The sequence below is a fragment of the Pseudomonas sp. B34(2017) genome, assembly GCF_002112915.1.
In the GTDB taxonomy this organism is placed as follows: Bacteria; Pseudomonadota; Gammaproteobacteria; order Pseudomonadales; family Pseudomonadaceae; genus Aquipseudomonas; species Aquipseudomonas pharyngis.
The window spans coordinates 742,466-762,198 of sequence record NZ_NEJA01000003.1 but is presented as its reverse complement, the minus strand read 5'-3'; the positions used below and the strand labels follow the sequence as shown (position 1 = coordinate 762,198).

Sequence of the window (19,733 nt, the reverse complement as noted above, 5' to 3'; positions counted from 1 at the left end):
CGACGGCGCTAGCCGTCAAGCGGGTCATGCTTTATTATCCAGCATCTTTTTCAGACCATCGAGAGGCGTGCGGCCCACACCGCGGGCAGATGGCACGCAGGAAGCCCGGACTAATAAGATGGCATTGAAATCCCCCGCGTTTCGTAAAAAATTTCCGTTGTTGGTAACCGGCAGTCTGCTGGCTATGCAACCTCTGGCCAGTTCATTCGTTGTTGCCGCCGAGCAGTATGACTGCGCCGTGTCGGCAACGGGTGGCTGGGCCTGCTCGCCGAAGACGCCGGCCGCTGCCTTGCCGCCGCGTCCCGTGCACGACGGCAGTGCCGTCAGCGCCGCTGGCGAAGCTCCGGCCCAGAACGGCTCCACCGCGGAGTCCGGGCCCAAGCCGGTACTGGTTACCGAGTCCAAGGGCCGCGGCCTGAAATCCCGTAGCGAAGACTACAGTCACCTCGACTGGGTTCCGCGCGAGAAGCTCACCGCCGCCCAACTGGCCGAGACCGGTCCTTACTGCTCTGGTTCCTATATCGAACCGATTCGTCCTGGCATGAATGACAAGACGAATAAAAGTGACGCCCCGACCTTCATCGGCGCCAAGGCATCGCGTTATCAGCAGGATTCGCAGGTCGCGAGTCTGGCCGGTGACGTGGTCATGCGTCAGGGCAGCATGCAGGTCGAAGCCGATGAGGCCAACCTGTATCAGGCCGAAAGCCGTGGCGAACTGGCGGGCAACGTGCGCATTCGCGACAACGGCGCGCTGATCGTCGGCGACCACGCCGATGTGCAGCTCGACACTGGTGAAGCCAAGGTCGACAACGCCGAATACGTGATGCACAAATCGCGCATCCGCGGTAACGCGCTGTACGCCAAGCGTGCCGAAAACGCGATCATTCGTCTGAAGGACGGCACGTACACCACGTGCGAACCGAACAGCAACGCCTGGCAGCTCAAGGGCAACAACATCACCCTGAACCCTGCCACCGGTTTCGGTACCGCGACCAACGTGACGCTGCGGGTCAAGGACATTCCGGTCCTGTACACCCCGTACATCTACTTCCCGATCGACGATCGTCGTCAGTCGGGTTTCCTGCCGCCGACCATCGGCACCGGCAGCGACACCGGCTTCATGCTGGTCACCCCGTACTACTTCAACCTGGCACCGAACTACGATGCCACGTTGTATCCACGTTACATGGCTAAACGCGGCCTGTTGATGGAAGGCGAATTCCGCTACCTCACCAAGTCCAGCGAAGGTCAGTTCGGTGCGGCGTACCTCAACGACGAGGACGACGAGCGCAAGGGCCAGACCGACTACGACAAGACCCGCTACATGTACAACTGGCAACACAAGGGTGGTCTCGACTCCCGCGTGCTCACCCAGGTGGATTACACCAAGATCAGCGATCCGTACTACTTCCAGGATTTGCAGACCGATCAGATTGGTGTGAAGAGCGACGACTACGTGAATCAGCAGGGCTCGGTCACCTATCGTGGCGACAGTTACATCGCCCGTTTGAATGCCCAGGCGTACCAGCTGGCGACCGTATCGAACATCACGCCATATGACCGTCTGCCGCAGATCACCTTCAATGGTCAGCTGCCCTATCATCCGGAAGGCCTGAATTTCGACTACGAGACCGAGATCGTTCGTTTTGACCGTGATCTGAAAAACGGCAACTTTACCAACGAAGACGGCACTGTCGAGCCACGCCTCGATAACAACGTATTCGGGCTCGCTCGCGCCAATGGTGACCGTCTGAACCTGAAACCAGGTGTCAGCCTGCCGATGAGCACGACCTATGGCTACCTGACTCCGTCGCTCAAATATCAGTACACCCAGTATCAACTGGATCTGGACGGCACCGGCAAATCGCAAATTGCCGCCCAGACAGCAGAGCAGAACAAACTCAACGGCACCTTCGACAGCAACCAGAGTCGCGGCGTGCCGATCGCCAGCGTTGACGGTGGTCTGTACTTTGACCGCAACACGTCCTTCTTTGGCAAGAACTACCGCCAGACGCTTGAGCCGCGCATGTTCTATCTCTATGTGCCGAAGGTGGATCAGGAAGACATTCCGGTATTCGACACCAGCGAATACACCTTCAACTATGCGTCGCTGTTCCGTGACAACCGTTTCTCCGGTTCCGACCGTGTTGGCGACGAGAACAAGCTGTCGCTGGGCGTGACCAGCCGCTGGATCGAAGACGACGGGTTCGAGCGTCAACGCATCAGCGTCGGCCAGGCTCTGTACTTCAAGGATCGCGAAGTCCAACTGCCAGGCATCGCGTTCAACGACCGCGACGACGCCAAGGCCAATGTTTCGCCTTACGCGCTGGAATACGAATACCGCTGGAACCGCGACTGGCGCACCACGGCCGACTACAACTGGGATCCGGACAGCCGCAGCCCGCGTTCGGGTAGCGCGATGTTCCACTACCAGCCTGAAGACAACCCGAACAAGGTGGTCAACGTCGGCTATCGCTATCGCAACGACCAGGTCCGTTACGACCAGAACACCGGTAAATGGTCGGTGGGTGGCGGTGACTACGGCACCCCAGGCCAGCCTGGCTACGTGAAGGACTACTACAAGATCCAGCAGCATGACTTCTCGGTCATCTGGCCGATCGTTCCGCAGTGGAGCGCGATCAGCCGCTGGCAGTACGACTACAACCGCAATCGCACGCTGGAAGCCTTCGGTGGTTTCGAATATGACAACTGCTGCTGGAAACTGCGCCTGATCAACCGTTACTGGGTCAGCTATGACGAATTCAGTCAGAACGCCCCGGAAAACGAAAAAGGCGACCACGGCGTCTTCCTCCAAATTGTTCTGAAGGGACTCGGCGGCCTCACCGGCGCCAAGGTAGAGAGCTTCCTCGACAAAGGCATCCAAGGTTATCGTCAACGTGAAGACCAAGCTTTCTGATTGTCTGCGCCCGCTGATGCTGGGCGCGCTGTTCCTGGGTACCGCGGCCAACGCCGCGGTGCAGTCCATCGATAAGGTTGTGGCCATCGTCGACAACGACGTGGTCATGCAGAGCCAGCTGGATCAACGCGTCCACGAAGTTCAGCAAACCATCGCCAAGCGTGGCGGCGGTCTGCCGCCTCCGGGCGTGCTGGATCAACAGGTGCTCGAGCGCCTGATCGTTGAAAATCTGCAACTGCAGATCGGCGAACGTTCCGGCATCCGCATCACCGATGAAGAGCTGAACCAGGCGGTTGGCACCATTGCCCAGCGCAACAACATGACCCCGGAGCAGTTCCGCATCGCCCTGTCTCGCGATGGTCTGTCTTACAACGACGCTCGCGAGCAGATCCGTCGTGAAATGATCATCAGCCGTGTGCGTCAGCGCCGCGTGGCCGAGCGCATTCAGGTATCGGAACAGGAAGTGAAGAACTTCCTCGCCTCCGACCTGGGCAAGATGCAACTGTCAGAAGAGCTGCACCTGGCCAACATCCTGATCCCGACCCCGGAAAGCGCCAACTCCGAAGCGATTCAGAGTGCTGCACGCAAGGCGATGGACGTTTACCAGCAGCTCAAGCAAGGCGCTGACTTCGGCCAGATGGCCGTGGCCAACTCCGCCAGTGACAACGCTCTGGAAGGCGGCGATATGGGCTGGCGTAAAGCCGCTCAACTGCCACCGCCGTTCGACCGTGAGTTGAGCCGCATGGCAATCGGCGACATCACTCAACCGGCACGCACCCCAGGTGGTTTCATCATCCTGAAGCTGCTGGAAAAACGTGGTGGCGAAAGCCAGATGCGCGACGAAGTGCATGTGCGCCATATTCTGGTCAAGCCAAGTCCGGTTCGCGACGAAGCCAAGACCAAGGAACTGGCTCAGTCGCTCTATAACCGCATCGAAGCCGGTGAAGATTTTGCCGAACTGGCCAAGAAGTACTCGGAAGACCCGGGTTCTGCCCTCAACGGCGGCGACCTGAACTGGATCGACCCGAACGCACTGGTACCGGAATTCCGCGCCGTGATGGCCAAGTCCCAGCAGGGTCAGCTGTCCAAGCCGTTCCAGACCCAGTACGGCTGGCACGTTCTGGAAGTCCTTGGCCGTCGCGCCACCGACAGCACCGAACAGGCACGTGAGCAGCAAGCGATGACCGTACTGCGTAACCGCAAATACGACGAAGAGCTGCAAACCTGGCTGCGTCAGATCCGTGACGAAGCGTACGTAGAGATCAAACTCCCTGGTGCAGACCAGGCAGCGCAGTGAAACCCAAGCGTTTCGCGCTGACACCCGGCGAACCGGCCGGCATCGGTCCCGACCTGTGCCTGCTGCTCGCCTCGCAAGCCCAGCCACATCCCCTGATTGCCATCACCAGCCGCGACCTGCTCCAAGAGCGGGCCGCGCAGCTGGGGTTGGCCGTCAGTTTGCTGGACGTTGCGCCTGACCACTGGCCGGACGCTCCGGCGCCCGCCAACAGCCTGTATGTCTGGGACACCCCACTCAGCGCCCCGGTGGTCGCCGGGCAACTGGACAAGGCCAACGCCGCATTCGTCCTCGAAACCCTGACCCGCGCCGGCAATGGCTGCCTGAACGGTGATTTCGCCGGGATGATCACCGCCCCGGTTCACAAGGGCGTGATCAACGAATCGGGTATCGCGTTTTCCGGTCACACCGAATTTCTCGCCGACCTGACCCACACCGCCCAAGTGGTGATGATGCTCGCCACCCGCGGTTTGCGCGTGGCGCTGGTCACCACTCACCTGCCCTTGCGCGCCATCGCCGATGCGATCACGCCGGAGCGGCTGGAACGGGTCACGCGGATTCTGCACGCCGACCTGCAACAAAAATTCGGCATCGCCCAACCGCGCATCCTGGTCTGCGGGCTCAATCCGCACGCCGGTGAAGGCGGACACCTGGGCCATGAAGAAATCGACATCATCGAACCCACATTGGAGCGCCTGCGCGGCGAGGGCATGGACCTTCGTGGCCCGCTGCCTGCCGACACTCTGTTTACCCCCAAATATCTGGAGCACTGCGACGCGGTGCTGGCGATGTACCACGACCAGGGCCTGCCCGTGCTGAAGTACAAAGGCTTCGGCGCTGCGGTCAACGTGACCCTGGGCCTGCCGATCATCCGCACGTCGGTCGACCATGGCACCGCCCTGGATCTGGCCGGCAGCGGCAGGATCGACACCGGCAGCCTGCAAGTCGCCCTGGAAACCGCCTACCAGATGGCCGAGACCCGTTTATGACCGAGCAATACCAACACAAGGCGCGCAAACGCTTTGGCCAGAACTTCCTGCATGATGCCGGCGTCATCGACCGCATCCTGCGCTCCATCAGTGCCAAGGCCGGCGACCGCATGCTGGAGATCGGCCCGGGCCAGGGCGCATTGACTGCCGGCATCCTCAACTCCGGCGCACAGCTGGACGTAGTGGAGCTGGACAAGGACCTGATCCCGATCCTCAACCAGCAGTTCGCCGGCAAGAGCAATTTCAACCTGCATCAGGGCGATGCGCTGAAGTTCGACTTCAACAGCCTGAATGCTGCGCCGAACAGCCTGCGCGTGGTCGGCAACCTGCCGTACAACATCTCCACGCCGCTGATTTTCCACCTGCTGAACAACGCCGGCATCATTCGCGATATGCACTTCATGCTGCAGAAGGAAGTGGTCGAACGTCTGGCCGCAGGTCCGGGTGGTGGTGACTGGGGTCGGTTGTCGATCATGGTTCAGTACCATTGCCGCGTAGAGCATCTGTTCAACGTGGGGCCAGGCGCATTCAACCCGCCACCGAAAGTCGACTCGGCCATCGTTCGCCTGGTGCCGCACGCGGTTCTGCCGCACCCGGCCAAGGATCATCGCCTGCTCGAACGCGTGGTTCGCGAAGCTTTCAACCAGCGCCGCAAAACCCTGCGCAACACCCTCAAACAACTGCTCAGCAACGCTGAAATCGAAGCCGCCGGCGTTGATGGCAGTCTGCGTCCCGAGCAACTGGATCTGGCGGCATTCGTACGTCTGGCCGACCAGCTCGCGGTACAGATCCCGGCAACCCCCGCCGCCGACTGACAGCCGTGAACGCTATCGGGCAGGACGCCACTCTGGTTTACTGCCCGATACTTGCCTAGACTGATTCCCCATCAGCTACCCCTCGCGTTCCGCTTCGTTTAAGGCCCTTTTGCATGTCCGATCCTCGTTATCAGGTCGATGTCAGCGTCGTTACCCACTATCTGGCAGACCAATCGCAACCCGAGCACGACCGCTTCGCCTTCGCCTACACCATCACCGTGCAGAATAATGGCGAGCAGCCCGCACGCCTGATGTCGCGTCACTGGGTGATCACTGACGGCGACGGCCATGTCGAAGAAGTCCGCGGCGCCGGTGTCGTCGGCCAGCAACCACTGATCGATTCAGGCAAAAGCCACACGTACAGCAGCGGCACGGTCATGACCACCAAGGTCGGCACCATGCAAGGCACTTACGAAATGGTTGCCAGCGACGGCAAACATTTCGACGCAATCATCAAGCCCTTCCGCCTCGCCGTCCCCGGAGCCCTTCACTGATGGCGACGTATGCCGTGGGGGACTTGCAAGGCTGCCTCGAACCGCTGAAATGCCTGCTCAAGCAGGTTGCGTTCGATCCGTCGATCGATCGGCTGTGGCTGGTCGGCGACCTGGTCAACCGTGGCCCGCAATCGCTGGAAACCCTGCGTTTTCTATATGGCATGCGCGAATCGCTGGTTTGCGTGCTGGGCAATCACGACCTGCACCTGCTGGCGGCCGCTAAAAAGATCGAGCGCCTGAAAAAGTCCGACACCCTGCGCGAGATTATCGAAGCCCCCGACGGCCCGGTGCTGATGGAGTGGTTGCGTCAGCAAAAGCTGATGCACTACGACGAAGTGCGTGATGTCGCCATGGCCCACGCCGGCATCCCGCCGCAATGGTCGCTGCGGCGCGCTCTGAAGTGCGCCGCCGAGGTCGAAACCGCCCTGCGCGACGACAATCTGTTTCCCGCCTACCTCGACGGCATGTACGGCAACGAACCGGCGAAGTGGGACAACGATCTCAAAGGCGTCACCCGCCTGCGAGTCATCACCAACTATTTCACGCGCATGCGCTTCTGCACCGCCGAAGGCAAGCTTGACCTCAAGAGCAAGGAAGGCCTCGACACCGCGCCACCGGGATATAAGCCCTGGTTCCAGCACAAGGATCGGAAGACCAAAGGTCTGCGGATCATCTTCGGTCACTGGGCGGCGCTGGAAGGCAATGTCCATGAGCCAGGCATCTGCGCACTGGACACCGGTTGTGTCTGGGGCGGCAGTCTGACCCTGATGAACGTCGACAGCGGCGAACGCCTGTCATGCAAATGCGATGAGCATGGTGGCCTTGCCCCAACCGTCGCACCACTTATCCCCGAAACTTCGCCAGTCAGCGTCCCGCGTTAGACTGCGCTTTCAGCCGAGCAACAGGAACCCGCCATGAGCGAATTCAAACGTATTCCCCCGGAGCAGGCCCAGGCCCTGCGCGAGCAAGGTGCAGTCGTGGTCGACGTCCGCGACCCGGCGACCTTCGCCGCCCTGCACATCAGCGGCTCGAAACATCTGGATAATCATTCCCTGCATGCTTTCATCCAGGGCGCCGACCTCGATGCTCCGACCGTCGTGGTCTGCTACCACGGCAACTCGAGCCAGGGTGCCGCGGCCTACCTCGTGAGCCAGGGCTTCTCCGACGTCTACAGCATGGACGGCGGCTTCGAACTGTGGCGTACGACTTTTCCTTCGGAAACCGCGCAAGGCAGCTCCGAATAATTTTTTTGTAACGCGCAGGCCCCGGCTCCCGTGGGCCCGCGGCGGCAGACGAACGGTCTTGCCACAACTAATTACGTATCTCGCCTTTACCTCCCGAATTCCCAACTATCCTTAAGCCCAGGCCATCCAAAACAGGGGAGAGCCGGTACACCGGCGCACGGGTCATCGGGAGTGACTTTCAAGGTTGTCGACCGCGAAAGTGTTCTGGGGGGTAAACAATCAGCTGCCACAGCGGCTGCTTGCCAGCATCGACTGAGTGATCCGGCGTCGGCTCCACGTATCGAGCGAGGTGACGTCATGAGTATCTTTAGCCACTTCCAACAACGCTTCGAGTCCACACGCCAGGAAGAACTCTCGCTGCAAGAGTACCTGGAGCTGTGCAAGAACGACCGTAGCGCCTACGTTTCTGCCGCCGAGCGTCTATTGCTGGCCATCGGCGAACCGGAGCTGCTCGACACCTCGACCAACTCGAGACTGTCGCGAATTTTTTCCAACAAGGTAATCCGTCGCTATCCGGCCTTTGAAGACTTCCACGGGATGGAAGAATGCATCGACCAGATCGTGTCGTATTTCCGCCATGCCGCCCAGGGCCTGGAAGAGAAGAAACAGATCCTCTATCTGCTCGGCCCTGTCGGCGGCGGTAAATCGTCTTTGGCCGAGAAGCTGAAACAACTGATGGAAAAAGTGCCCTTCTACGCGATCAAGGGCTCGCCGGTATTCGAATCGCCTTTGGGTCTGTTCAACGCCACCGAAGATGGCGCGATCCTCGAGGAAGACTTCGGCATTCCACGGCGCTACCTGAACACCATCATGTCGCCATGGGCCACCAAGCGCCTGGCCGAATTCGGCGGCGACATCAGCCAGTTCCGCGTGGTCAAGCTGTACCCATCGATCCTCAACCAGATCGCCGTGGCCAAGACCGAGCCGGGTGACGAAAACAACCAGGACATCTCCGCGCTGGTGGGCAAGGTCGATATCCGCAAACTCGAAGAATTCCCGCAGAACGACGCCGACGCCTACAGCTACTCAGGTGCGCTGTGCCGGGCCAACCAGGGCCTGATGGAATTCGTCGAGATGTTCAAGGCACCGATCAAGGTGCTGCACCCGTTACTGACCGCCACTCAGGAAGGCAACTACAACAGTACCGAAGGCCTGGGCGCGATTCCTTTCACCGGGATTTTGCTGGCTCACTCCAACGAATCGGAGTGGCACACCTTCCGCAACAACAAGAACAACGAAGCCTTCATCGACCGGATCTACATCGTCAAGGTGCCGTACTGCCTGCGGGTCAGTGACGAAGTGAAGATCTACGACAAGCTGTTGTTCAACAGCTCCTTGTCCAAGGCCCATTGCGCGCCGGACACCCTGAAGATGCTGGCGCAGTTCACCGTGCTCTCACGCCTGAAGGAGCCGGAAAACTCCAACATCTATTCGAAGATGCGCGTGTATGACGGCGAAAACCTCAAGGACACCGATCCGAAGGCCAAGTCGATTCAGGAATACCGCGATGCGGCGGGCGTCGACGAAGGCATGAATGGTCTGTCGACCCGGTTCGCGTTCAAGATTCTGTCCAAGGTCTTCAACTTCGATCCGCACGAAATCGCCGCCAACCCGGTACACCTGCTCTATGTGCTGGAACAGCAGATCGAACAGGAACAGTTCCAGGCCGAAACCCGCGAGCGCTACCTGCGCTACCTGAAAGAATACCTGGCGCCGCGTTATATCGAATTCATCGGCAAGGAGATCCAAACCGCCTACCTCGAGTCTTACAGCGAATACGGCCAGAACATCTTCGACCGCTACGTGCTGTATGCGGACTTCTGGATTCAGGATCAGGAGTACCGAGATCCGGAAACCGGCGAGATCCTCAACCGCGTCGCCCTCAACGAGGAGCTGGAAAAAATCGAGAAACCGGCCGGCATCAGCAATCCGAAGGATTTCCGCAACGAAATCGTCAACTTCGTGTTGCGCGCCCGGGCCAACAACAACGGCAAGAACCCGACCTGGCTCAGCTACGAAAAACTGCGGGTGGTCATCGAGAAGAAAATGTTCTCGAACACCGAGGACCTGCTGCCAGTCATCAGCTTCAACGCCAAGGCCAGCAAAGAGGATCAACAGAAACACAACGACTTCGTTACACGAATGGTCGAACGCGGCTACACCGACAAACAGGTACGACTGCTCTCCGAGTGGTATCTGCGGGTCCGGAAATCGCAGTAAAGCAGCTGCAAGCTACAAGCTTCGAGCTGCAAGTAAAAAAGCGCATGAGCCTGATGCCAGGGCATATGCCTGCACTTGCGGCTCGCAGCTCACTACTTGAAGCTGCCCGGAGGGCCTCCTATGAGCTATGTGATCGACCGACGTCTCAATGGCAAGAACAAGAGCACGGTGAACCGTCAGCGCTTCCTGCGGCGTTACCGTGACCACATCAAGAAGGCTGTCGAAGAGGCGGTCAGCCGGCGTTCCATTACCGATATGGAACACGGTGAGCAGATCAGCATTCCCGGTCGCGATATCGACGAGCCGGTGCTTCACCATGGTCGCGGCGGCAAGCAGACCGTGGTCCATCCCGGCAACAAGGAGTTCACCGCCGGCGAACATATTGCCCGTCCGCCGGGAGGCGGAGGTGGCCGTGGGCCAGGCAAGGCCGGCAACTCCGGCGAAGGCATGGACGAGTTCGTCTTCCAGATCACCCAGGAAGAATTCCTCGAATTCATGTTCGAGGACCTCGAACTGCCCAACCTGGTCAAGCGCAACCTGACCGGCACCGACACCTTCAAGACCGTACGTGCGGGGATCAGCAACGAGGGCAACCCGTCGCGGATCAACATCATCCGTACCCTGCGTTCGGCTCATGCACGGCGCATTGCGTTGTCGGGCAGCAGCCGCGCCAAACTGCGCGAAGTCAAAGAAGAGCTGGCGCGACTGAAACGCGAAGAACCGGATAACTTCGGGGATATTCAGGATCTCGAGGCGGAAATCGAGAAACTCAGTGCGCGCATCCATCGGGTGCCGTTCCTCGATACCTTCGACCTCAAGTACAACCTGCTGATCAAGCAGCCGAACCCCAGCTCGAAGGCCGTGATGTTCTGCCTGATGGACGTTTCCGGCTCCATGACCCAGGCGACCAAGGACATCGCCAAGCGCTTCTTCATCCTGTTGTACCTGTTCCTCAAGCGGAACTACGACAAGATCGACGTGGTGTTCATCCGCCACCACACCAGCGCCCGGGAAGTGGACGAAGAAGAGTTTTTCTATTCCCGGGAAACCGGCGGCACCATCGTTTCCAGTGCACTCAAGCTGATGCAGGAGATCATGGCCGAGCGCTACCCAAGCAACGAATGGAACATCTACGCCGCCCAGGCTTCCGACGGCGACAACTGGAACGACGACTCGCCGATCTGCCGCGACATCCTGATCAACCAGATCATGCCGTTCGTGCAGTACTACACTTACGTGGAGATCACCCCGCGCGAACATCAGGCCTTGTGGTACGAGTACGAGCGCATCGCCGAAGCCTTTTCCGATAATTTTGCCCAGCAACAACTGGTCTCGGCCGGGGATATCTATCCGGTCTTCCGTGAACTCTTCCAGCGCAGGTTAGTGACATGACCGCCAAAGAGCAGAAGCGCCAACCCATTTCCACCGGCTCGGAATGGACATTCGAGCTGATCCAGACGTACGACCGTGAAATCGCCCGTATCGCGGCCCGCTATGCCCTGGATACCTATCCCAACCAGATCGAAGTGATCACCGCCGAACAGATGATGGACGCCTATGCGTCGGTCGGCATGCCGCTGGGCTATCACCATTGGTCCTACGGCAAGCACTTTCTCAGTACCGAAAAATCCTACAGTCGCGGGCAGATGGGGCTGGCGTATGAGATCGTGATCAACTCGGACCCGTGCATCGCGTACCTGATGGAAGAAAACACCATCTGCATGCAGGCGCTGGTGGTCGCGCATGCCTGCTACGGCCACAACAGCTTCTTCAAGGGCAACTATCTGTTCCGCACCTGGACCGACGCCAGTTCGATTATCGATTACCTGGTGTTCGCCAAGCAGTACATCATGCAGTGCGAAGAGCGCCACGGCATCGATGCGGTGGAGGATCTGCTCGACTCCTGCCATGCCCTGATGAACTACGGCGTCGACCGCTACAAGCGTCCGTATCCGATTTCCGCGGAGGAAGAGCGGCGCCGGCAGAAGGATCGCGAGGAGCACTTGCAGAAACAGATCAACGACCTGTGGCGCACCATCCCCAAAGGCGCAGACAAGTACAGCGACAAAGACAACGCGCGCTTCCCGGCCGAACCTCAGGAAAACATCCTGTATTTCATCGAGAAACACGCCCCGCTGCTGGAACCCTGGCAGCGCGAGATCGTGCGGATCGTGCGCAAGATCGCCCAGTATTTCTATCCACAGCGCCAGACCCAGGTGATGAACGAGGGTTGGGCGACGTTCTGGCACTACACGCTGATGAACGACTTGTACGACGAAGGCCTGGTGACCGACGGCTTCATGATGGAGTTCCTGACGTCCCATACCAGCGTGGTGTTCCAGCCGGGGTTCGACAGCCCGTATTACAACGGCATCAACCCGTATGCCCTGGGCTTTGCGATGTATCGCGACATCCGCCGCATGTGCGAAGAGCCCACGGAAGAAGACCGTCGCTGGTTCCCGGAAATCGCCGGCAGCGATTGGTTATCGACCCTCAAGTTCGCCATGAGCAGCTTCAAGGATGAGAGTTTCATCCTGCAGTACCTGTCACCCAAGGTGATCCGCGACCTCAAGCTGTTCAGCATCCTCGATGACGACCAGAAGGACGATCTGCTGGTGCCCGCCATACACGACGAGGGTGGCTACCGGATCATTCGCGAAACGCTCGCAGCGCAATACAACCTCGGCAATCGCGAACCGAACGTGCAGATCTACAGCATCGACCGCCGCGGCGACCGCTCGCTGACCCTGCGCCACCAGCAACACGACCGCAAACCGCTGGGCGATTCCACCGAAGAGGTCCTCAAACACCTGCACCGGCTATGGGGCTTCGACATTCATCTGGAAACCCTGCAGGGCGACCAGATCATGAAGACCCATCACGTTCCGCCCCGCAGCGAACACAGCGAGGGGGACTACGGTCGACTCGACCTGGCCGTCATTCATCTTTGATCCCGTTCAGGCCTCCGAAAGTCCGGCGCAAGGGTTATCCTGTCGGGCCAACGGAGGTTTTTTATGCAGATTTACAAGGTCGGCGGTGCGGTACGTGATCGCCTGCTGGGCAAACCGGTCACCGATATCGATTGGGTAGTGGTCGGCGCAACCACAGAAGAAATGCTTGCCAAGGGATATCGCCCGGTCGGTGCGGATTTCCCGGTGTTTCTTCACCCGAAAAGCGGCGAGGAGTACGCCCTCGCCCGTACCGAACGCAAGAGCGGTCGCGGTTATGGTGGCTTCACCTTTCACGCCAGCCCCGAGGTCACGCTGGAAGAAGACCTGATCCGCCGTGACCTTACAATCAACGCCATGGCCGAAGACGATCAGCAAAACCTGACCGATCCCTACCACGGTCAGCGTGATCTTGAAGAGCGGATCCTGCGCCACGTTTCCCCCGCGTTTGCCGAAGATCCACTCAGGGTTCTGCGCGTTGCGCGCTTTGCCGCCCGCTACGCAGAGCTGGGTTTCAAGGTAGCGCCCGAAACTTTGGAGTTGATGCGTCAGCTCAGCGAATCAGGTGAACTGGAAGCCCTTACGGCCGAACGCAGCTGGAAGGAGATTTCCCGCGCACTGATGGAAGATCAGCCCCAGGTGTTCATTCAGGTGTTGCGCGATTGCGGCGCCTTGAAGGTGCTGATGCCAGAGGTCGATGCCTTGTTCGGCGTGCCGCAACCGGAAGCCCATCATCCGGAAATCGACAGCGGTATTCACACCCTGAGCGTGCTTGAGCAGTCAGCCCTGCACAAGCAGCCGCTGACCGTGCGCTGGGCCTGCCTGCTGCACGACCTCGGCAAAGGCCTGACGCCAGAAGCGGAATGGCCACGACACATCGCCCATGAGCACAAAGGCCTGACGTTGATCAAAGCGGTCAACGAACGCTTCAAGGCGCCGAAGGACTGTCAGGAGTTGGCCTTGCTGGTCGGCCAATATCACACCCACGGGCATCGCGCCCTGGAGTTGAAAGCGTCGACTTTGCTTGAGTTGCTGCAAAGCTTTGACGTTTACCGTCGACCACAGCGTTTCGAAGAATTTATCGTCGCGTGCGAGATGGACGCCCGAGGCCGCAAAGGGCTTGAGCAGCGCAGTTATCCACAGGCCGATTACCTGCGCGGTGCGGCCAATGTGGCGCGCGGCGTGGCGGTACAGCCGTTGCTGGAGAAGGGATTCAAGGGCCCGGAACTGGGCGAGGCACTCAAGCGCGAACGGCTCAAGGCGTTGAAGGTTTACAAGGAATCGGCGGCGTCCTGAAAACGCCTGATCCGCCCTCGCGAGGGCGGATCAAACCATTCAAGACAGATCTGAAGGCGTGAGCTGAGTACCGCGCCACTCGAATCCGACCGGCGCCAGCACCTGATCGATCTGCGCTTCGGCCCACAACGTGGCAAAGCTTTTTCCTGCACCGGGATGCACCCGATCCGGCGCAATCAAAGACAGCGGCCACAGCACAAAGGCATTTTTCAGGATTTCCGCCCGAGGCAGGACCAGTCCATCGAAGTTGCCCGCCAGATCGCCGTACAGCAGCACGTCGATATCCAGCGGCAAGCCCTTGCGATCCGGCGCATAACGGCCATTGTCCGCTTCAATGAATTTCAATCGGCGATCCAGTTCGATCAACGGCAGATCGGTGAACGCCGACACCACGAAGTTGAAGAACGGCCCGCTCTTGATCCCCACCGGCTGGCTTTCGAACACAGGCGAACAGTGGATATCCACCAGAAACGTGGACAAGGCATCCAGACCGGCCTGCAAATGGGTTTCGCGCTCGATATTGCTACCGAGCCCGAGATAGACCTGGGTCAGCGACATCCGCGCTCGATCTCCACACCCACGCCACCCTTGGCGGCCGGTACGGCACCTGGCTTGGTCAGCTTCAGGCGCACCCAGGTGATCTTGAATTCACTCATCAGCACTTCAACCAGACGTTCGGCGAAAGTCTCGACCAGTTGATACCGGGATTGCTCGGCAAAGGCCTGGATCCGCGTGGATACACTGGCGTAATCGAGCGCCAGGGTCAGGTCGTCACCGGCGGCGGCCGGCCGATTGTCCCAGGCGAAGCTCAGATCAAGACGCAGGCACTGTCGGATGCCGCGCTCCCAGTCGTAGGCACCGATCACGGTGTCGACTTCCAGGCCCTCGATAAACACTCTGTCCAAGCACTTTTCTCCGCTGCACGACAAGGGCGCAATGCGCCGTTAGAATCAGGGCGTCCTCGCCCGGAATAGTTAGCATGTTTTGGTTACTGGCGATCCTCGCCTACCTGCTCGGCTCTCTGTCCTTCGCCATTTTGCTCAGCCGCCTGACCGGAAATCCGGATCCGCGAATGAGTGGCTCGGGTAATGCCGGCGCCACCAACATGCTGCGCCTGGCCGGACGCAAACTCGCGATCCTGACCCTGCTGGGTGATCTGTGCAAAGGCCTGCTGCCGGTGCTGATCGCCTCGGCTATGGGCCTTTCGCTGCAGGATCAAGCGTGGATCGGCGTCTGCGCCGTGATCGGTCACCTGTTCCCGTTGTACTTTCGCTTTCGCGGTGGCAAGGGCGTCGCCACGGCGGCCGGCATGCTGCTGGGCCTGTATCCACCCGCTGCGCTGCTGGCCGTGTGCGCCTGGCTGCTGACGTTCTACCTGACCCGTACCAGCTCGCTGGCGGCACTGATCGCCACTCCGCTGACCCTGCCGTTGCTGGCCTGGCAGGAACCGGCGGCGCTGTTGCCGATGAGCACGCTGACATTGCTGATCGTCTGGCGCCACCGGGGCAATCTACGCGACCTGTTCGCCGGGCGCGAACGGCATTTTTAAATAACGTACGTGAGCGCCGCTCATCACAGCGCCGACAACTGCTCCATCGGCCAGCGCGCCTGCACGCTGATCGCCAGACTTTCCTGCTGACCGGCCTGCAAACGCTGGCAACCGGCAAACGCGATCATCGCGCCGTTATCGGTGCAAAACTCGGGACGGGCATAAAACACATCGCCCTTCATGTCGCCGAGCATTTTCTCCAGCGACACACGCAGGGCCTTGTTGGCACTGACGCCGCCGGCAATTACAAGACGCTTCATGCCGGCCTGCTTCAAGGCCCGCTTGCACTTGATGGTCAAAGTCTCCACCACGGCCTGCTGGAACGCCAGCGCGATGTCGCAACGGGCTTGCTCGCTGTCGCCCCCGGCGCTGACGCATTGCTGCCAGGTGTTGAGAGCGAAGGTCTTCAGGCCGCTGAAGCTGAAATCCAGACCAGGGCGATCACACATCGGACGCGGGAAGGTGAAACGTCCTGCGACGCCCTTCTCTGCGAGCTTGGCGATTTCCGGTCCGCCCGGATAATTGAGACCCATCATTTTGGCAGTCTTGTCGAAAGCTTCGCCCGCCGCATCGTCCAGCGTTTCACCGAGCAGGCTGTATTGGCCGATGCCATCGACCTGAACCAGCTGCGTATGACCACCGGACACCAACAAAGCGACGAACGGGAACTCTGGCGGTTTTGGCTCCAGCATCGGCGCCAGCAGGTGGCCTTCCATATGGTGCACGCCAAGGGCCGGAATGCCCCAGGCAAAGGCCAGCGCCTGGGCGCACGAAGCCCCCACCAGCAGCGCACCGACCAGGCCGGGACCCGCGGTGTAGGCGATGGCGTCGATCTCGGTCGGTACGCAGTCGGCCTCGGCCAGCACCTGACGAATCAGGGGCAGCATGCGCTTGACGTGATCGCGCGAGGCGAGCTCCGGCACAACGCCGCCATAGACGCGGTGCAGGTCGATCTGACTGAACAGCGCATCGGCCAGCAGGCCGCGTTCACTGTCGTACAAAGCGACGCCGGTTTCGTCGCAGGAAGTTTCTAATCCCAGTACTAGCATGGGTTTGCGCCTTGTTTAGGCTGAATTCGAAGGCGCGCATAATAGTCGCCGCGTGATGCCCCGACCAGCGGTTTTCGATCAGAGGCTTTGCATTCCGAGCGATGAGGGGTTAACATCCGCAACCCTTAAAAACCGACGTCTTCAAGTGCTCTTTTGCCGCGAGGATGTTGACCCCGGTAATGAATGAAGGTAGCTCTGGATGCCAGCCGTCAAAGTTAAAGAGAACGAACCCTTCGACGTAGCTCTGCGTCGTTTCAAGCGCTCCTGCGAAAAAGCCGGTGTACTGGCTGAAGTTCGTAGCCGCGAATTTTACGAGAAGCCAACTTCTGAGCGTAAGCGCAAGGCAGCTGCTGCTGTTAAGCGTCACGCCAAGAAAGTTCAGCGCGAACAGCGCCGCGCCGTTCGTCTGTACTAATACACAGACGATCGTAGCAAGCTTCTGCCAAGCCCGGCCCTCAGCCGGGCTAATGGCATTTGCGTAAAACGCTTGATGCTTCACCGTCGAAGCCGCAGATGCGACCGAGACAAACCCGCTTCACCGCGTCAGGCCTGGCTCTTTTGCCAGCGGTGCACGTCTTTTCTGACGAGCCTTTCAAGGCTACTGACGAGCACACCCACTGATTCCTCTTACGACGATCAGCCCAAGGCACCAGCTTGCGTGCCCGCTTCATGAGCTATCCGAGGCCGATTACCAGCCGTCAGCGGATTCAGCGCAACATTTTCGAATAGTCGAAGACTGATGAGCACTAACGTCAGTGGATTTTCGGCAGATACACTTCCCGACAGCGATTACGCAAACGACACCGGTCGAGCCGCCCAACGTGCGCGCATCACTCATTGACCCGCGTCCGGCCGCCTTTCGCATCGGACCCATTACAGCGCAGACGAGAACGCCATGGCCGGGCTGATTCCCCAGAGCTTCATTGACGACCTTCTGAACCGCACCGACATCGTCGACGTGGTCAGCTCGCGCGTGCAATTGAAGAAGGCCGGCAAAAACTACACCGCCTGCTGCCCGTTCCATAAAGAGAAAACCCCGTCGTTCAGCGTCAGTCCCGATAAGCAGTTCTATTACTGCTTCGGCTGCGGCGCCGGCGGCAACGCCCTCGGCTTTCTCATGGATCACGACAACCTGGACTTCCCCCAGGCTGTCGAAGATCTGGCCAAAGCCGCCGGCATGGAAGTCCCACGCGAAGAAGGCGGTCGCTCGAACAAACCGCGCCAGCCGACCGACTCACCGCTGTACCCGCTGCTCACAGCCGCCGCCGACTTTTATCGACAGGCGCTCAAAAGCCATCCGGCACGCAAGGCTGCAGTGGACTACCTCAAGGGTCGCGGCCTGACCGGCGAAATCGCCCGGGACTTCGGCCTCGGATTCGCACCGCCGGGATGGGACAACCTGTTCAAACACTTGAGCAGCGACACCTTGCAGCAGAAAGCCATGATCGATGCCGGCCTGCTGATCGAAAACGCCGAAACCGGCAAACGCTACGACCGCTTTCGCGATCGCGTGATGTTCCCGATCCGCGACACCCGTGGACGGATCATCGCTTTCGGTGGACGAGTGCTCGGTGACGACAAGCCGAAATACCTGAACTCGCCGGAAACCCCCGTGTTCCATAAAGGCCAGGAACTCTACGGCCTCTACGAAGCACGCAAGAACAATCGCAACCTCGACGAAATCATCGTCGTCGAGGGCTATATGGACGTCATCGCCCTGGCCCAACAAGGCCTGCGCAATGCCGTCGCGACATTGGGCACCGCCACCAGCGAAGAACACCTCAAGCGCCTGTTTCGCGTCGTGCCGAACGTACTGTTTTGCTTTGACGGCGACCAGGCTGGCCGCAATGCCGCCTGGCGCGCACTGGAAGCCACACTGCCCTGCCTGCAGGACGGTCGCCGTGCACGCTTTCTGTTTCTGCCTGAAGGCGAAGACCCGGATACGTTGATTCGCGCCGAGGGCACTGACGCCTTCCGCGCCCGGATCAATCAGCATGCACAGCCGCTGGCGGACTACTTCTTCCAGCAACTGACCGAAGAAGCCGACCCGCGCTCACTGGAGGGCAAGGCCCACATGGCCACGCTCGCAGCACCGCTGATCGACAAGGTCCCTGGCGCCAACCTGCGCATCCTGATGCGTCAGCGCCTGAGCGAGATCACCGGCCTGAGCAGTGAAAGCGTCAGCCAGCTGGCCCAGAGCGCGCCACAGGAAGCACCGCCCGCCTACGACCCGGGCATCGACTATGACGCCATGCCGGACTACAGCGACTACCATCAGCCGCAGGCACAGGACATGTATGTGCCGCAGCAGGAATGGACGCCGAAGAAACCCGGTGCCGGCGGCAAGAAATGGGACAAGAAACCGTGGGACAAGAATGGCAAGCGTGGCGGCGATCGCGACCAGCCCCGTGCCCCGCGCGTGCCGGCCGCCGTCGAACCACCGACCCTGGCCGCCCTGAGAACCTTGCTGCATCACCCGCAACTGGCGGAGAAAGTCGAGGACGCCGGGCACTTCGCGGACGAGAACCAGACCAACGCACAACTGCTGGTGGCACTGCTCGAAGCCGTACAGAAGAATCCCAAGCTAAACTCATTTCAGTTGATCGCGCGATGGCACGGAACCGAACAGGGCCGCTTGCTCAAGGCGCTGGCGGAAAAGGAATGGCTGATTGACGGAGACAACCTTGAACAACAGTTTTTCGACACCATTACTAGCTTGTCAGCCCGCCAACGCGAGCGAAATCTGGAACAACTGCTCAGGAAAGCGCGTCAAAGCGAACTGAGCGCCGAAGAGAAAAATCAACTGCGCGACCTTTTAAGTCGCAATGTTTCCGCATCAAACCCGACCTCAACTGGCGCGTGAGGTCATAGCTCAGGTATAATCCTCGGCTTGTTTTTTGCCCGCCAAGACCTTCAGT

Annotated in this window: 17 protein-coding genes; 14 read left to right on the top strand and 3 right to left on the bottom strand. The window is 59.9% G+C overall.

Annotation, left to right across the window (positions count from 1 at the left end; genetic code table 11):
* The first annotated feature begins 118 nt into the window (after nt 1–118).
* From CAF80_RS13145 to CAF80_RS13095, 11 genes are all read left to right on the top strand, one after another.
* Nucleotides 119–2,917: an LPS-assembly protein LptD gene (locus CAF80_RS13145; protein ID WP_039768085.1), complete on the top strand. Its 2,799-nt coding sequence runs from the start codon at nt 119–121 to the stop codon at nt 2,915–2,917.
* Nucleotides 2,898–4,214, top strand: a complete 1,317-nt coding sequence (gene surA, locus CAF80_RS13140; RefSeq protein WP_039768084.1) for a peptidylprolyl isomerase SurA — start codon at nt 2,898–2,900, stop codon at nt 4,212–4,214. Before CAF80_RS13145 ends, surA begins: the two co-directional genes overlap by 20 nt.
* A complete protein-coding gene (gene pdxA / locus CAF80_RS13135; RefSeq protein ID WP_039768083.1) occupies nt 4,211–5,200 on the top strand; it encodes a 4-hydroxythreonine-4-phosphate dehydrogenase PdxA in 990 nt (329 codons plus the stop codon). The genes surA and pdxA overlap by 4 nt, the downstream gene beginning before the upstream one ends.
* Nucleotides 5,197–6,015, top strand: coding sequence for a 16S rRNA (adenine(1518)-N(6)/adenine(1519)-N(6))-dimethyltransferase RsmA (gene rsmA, locus CAF80_RS13130; RefSeq protein ID WP_039768082.1), 819 nt, complete (start codon nt 5,197–5,199; stop codon nt 6,013–6,015). Before pdxA ends, rsmA begins: the two co-directional genes overlap by 4 nt.
* 113 nt (nt 6,016–6,128) lie before the next feature.
* Nucleotides 6,129–6,509, top strand: a complete 381-nt coding sequence (gene apaG / locus CAF80_RS13125) for a Co2+/Mg2+ efflux protein ApaG (RefSeq protein ID WP_039768081.1) — start codon at nt 6,129–6,131, stop codon at nt 6,507–6,509.
* Nucleotides 6,509–7,390 carry a symmetrical bis(5'-nucleosyl)-tetraphosphatase gene (locus tag CAF80_RS13120; RefSeq protein ID WP_074692226.1) on the top strand — a complete coding sequence of 294 codons (882 nt, stop codon included), beginning with the start codon at nt 6,509–6,511 and terminating at the stop codon, nt 7,388–7,390. Before apaG ends, CAF80_RS13120 begins: the two co-directional genes overlap by 1 nt.
* A 33-nt stretch (nt 7,391–7,423) precedes the next feature.
* Entirely contained in the window at nt 7,424–7,753 is a 330-nt protein-coding gene (glpE, locus tag CAF80_RS13115) for a thiosulfate sulfurtransferase GlpE (protein WP_039768079.1), read from the top strand.
* Between the two features lie 297 nt (nt 7,754–8,050).
* Complete coding sequence (locus tag CAF80_RS13110) at nt 8,051–9,973, top strand: PrkA family serine protein kinase (protein WP_039768078.1); 1,923 nt, start codon at nt 8,051–8,053, stop codon at nt 9,971–9,973.
* A 120-nt stretch (nt 9,974–10,093) separates the two neighbouring features.
* Complete coding sequence (locus CAF80_RS13105; protein WP_085667434.1) at nt 10,094–11,365, top strand: YeaH/YhbH family protein; 1,272 nt, start codon at nt 10,094–10,096, stop codon at nt 11,363–11,365.
* A complete protein-coding gene (locus CAF80_RS13100) occupies nt 11,362–12,924 on the top strand; it encodes a SpoVR family protein (RefSeq protein ID WP_085667433.1) in 1,563 nt (520 codons plus the stop codon). Before CAF80_RS13105 ends, CAF80_RS13100 begins: the two co-directional genes overlap by 4 nt.
* Before the next feature lie 63 nt (nt 12,925–12,987).
* Nucleotides 12,988–14,217 carry a multifunctional CCA addition/repair protein gene (locus CAF80_RS13095; protein ID WP_039768076.1) on the top strand — a complete coding sequence of 410 codons (1,230 nt, stop codon included), beginning with the start codon at nt 12,988–12,990 and terminating at the stop codon, nt 14,215–14,217.
* A gap of 39 nt (nt 14,218–14,256) precedes the next feature.
* Here CAF80_RS13095 and folK read toward each other — a convergent pair whose 3' ends face one another.
* Together folK and folB are read right to left on the bottom strand one after the other, a co-directional pair.
* Complete coding sequence (gene folK / locus CAF80_RS13090) at nt 14,257–14,775, bottom strand: 2-amino-4-hydroxy-6-hydroxymethyldihydropteridine diphosphokinase (RefSeq protein WP_085667432.1); 519 nt, start codon at nt 14,773–14,775, stop codon at nt 14,257–14,259.
* Nucleotides 14,766–15,122, bottom strand: coding sequence for a dihydroneopterin aldolase (gene folB, locus CAF80_RS13085; RefSeq protein ID WP_064380331.1), 357 nt, complete (start codon nt 15,120–15,122; stop codon nt 14,766–14,768). The genes folK and folB overlap by 10 nt, the downstream gene beginning before the upstream one ends.
* A gap of 74 nt (nt 15,123–15,196) precedes the next feature.
* On the opposite strand from folB, the gene plsY reads away from it, so the two are divergent.
* Complete coding sequence (gene plsY / locus CAF80_RS13080) at nt 15,197–15,766, top strand: glycerol-3-phosphate 1-O-acyltransferase PlsY (RefSeq protein WP_007959895.1); 570 nt, start codon at nt 15,197–15,199, stop codon at nt 15,764–15,766.
* 23 nt (nt 15,767–15,789) lie between these two features.
* Here the strand turns inward: plsY and tsaD are convergent, their stop codons facing one another.
* Nucleotides 15,790–16,815: a tRNA (adenosine(37)-N6)-threonylcarbamoyltransferase complex transferase subunit TsaD gene (gene tsaD, locus CAF80_RS13075; RefSeq protein ID WP_085667431.1), complete on the bottom strand. Its 1,026-nt coding sequence runs from the start codon at nt 16,813–16,815 to the stop codon at nt 15,790–15,792.
* Nucleotides 16,816–17,014: 199 nt separating this feature from the next.
* On the opposite strand from tsaD, the gene rpsU reads away from it, so the two are divergent.
* Both rpsU and dnaG read left to right on the top strand, forming a co-directional pair.
* Entirely contained in the window at nt 17,015–17,230 is a 216-nt protein-coding gene (gene rpsU / locus CAF80_RS13070) for a 30S ribosomal protein S21 (RefSeq protein ID WP_002551877.1), read from the top strand.
* A 480-nt stretch (nt 17,231–17,710) separates the two neighbouring features.
* Nucleotides 17,711–19,678 (top strand): DNA primase, encoded by a 1,968-nt coding sequence (dnaG, locus tag CAF80_RS13065; RefSeq protein WP_074692219.1) that lies wholly within the window; start codon nt 17,711–17,713, stop codon nt 19,676–19,678.
* Nucleotides 19,679–19,733 lie beyond the last annotated feature (55 nt).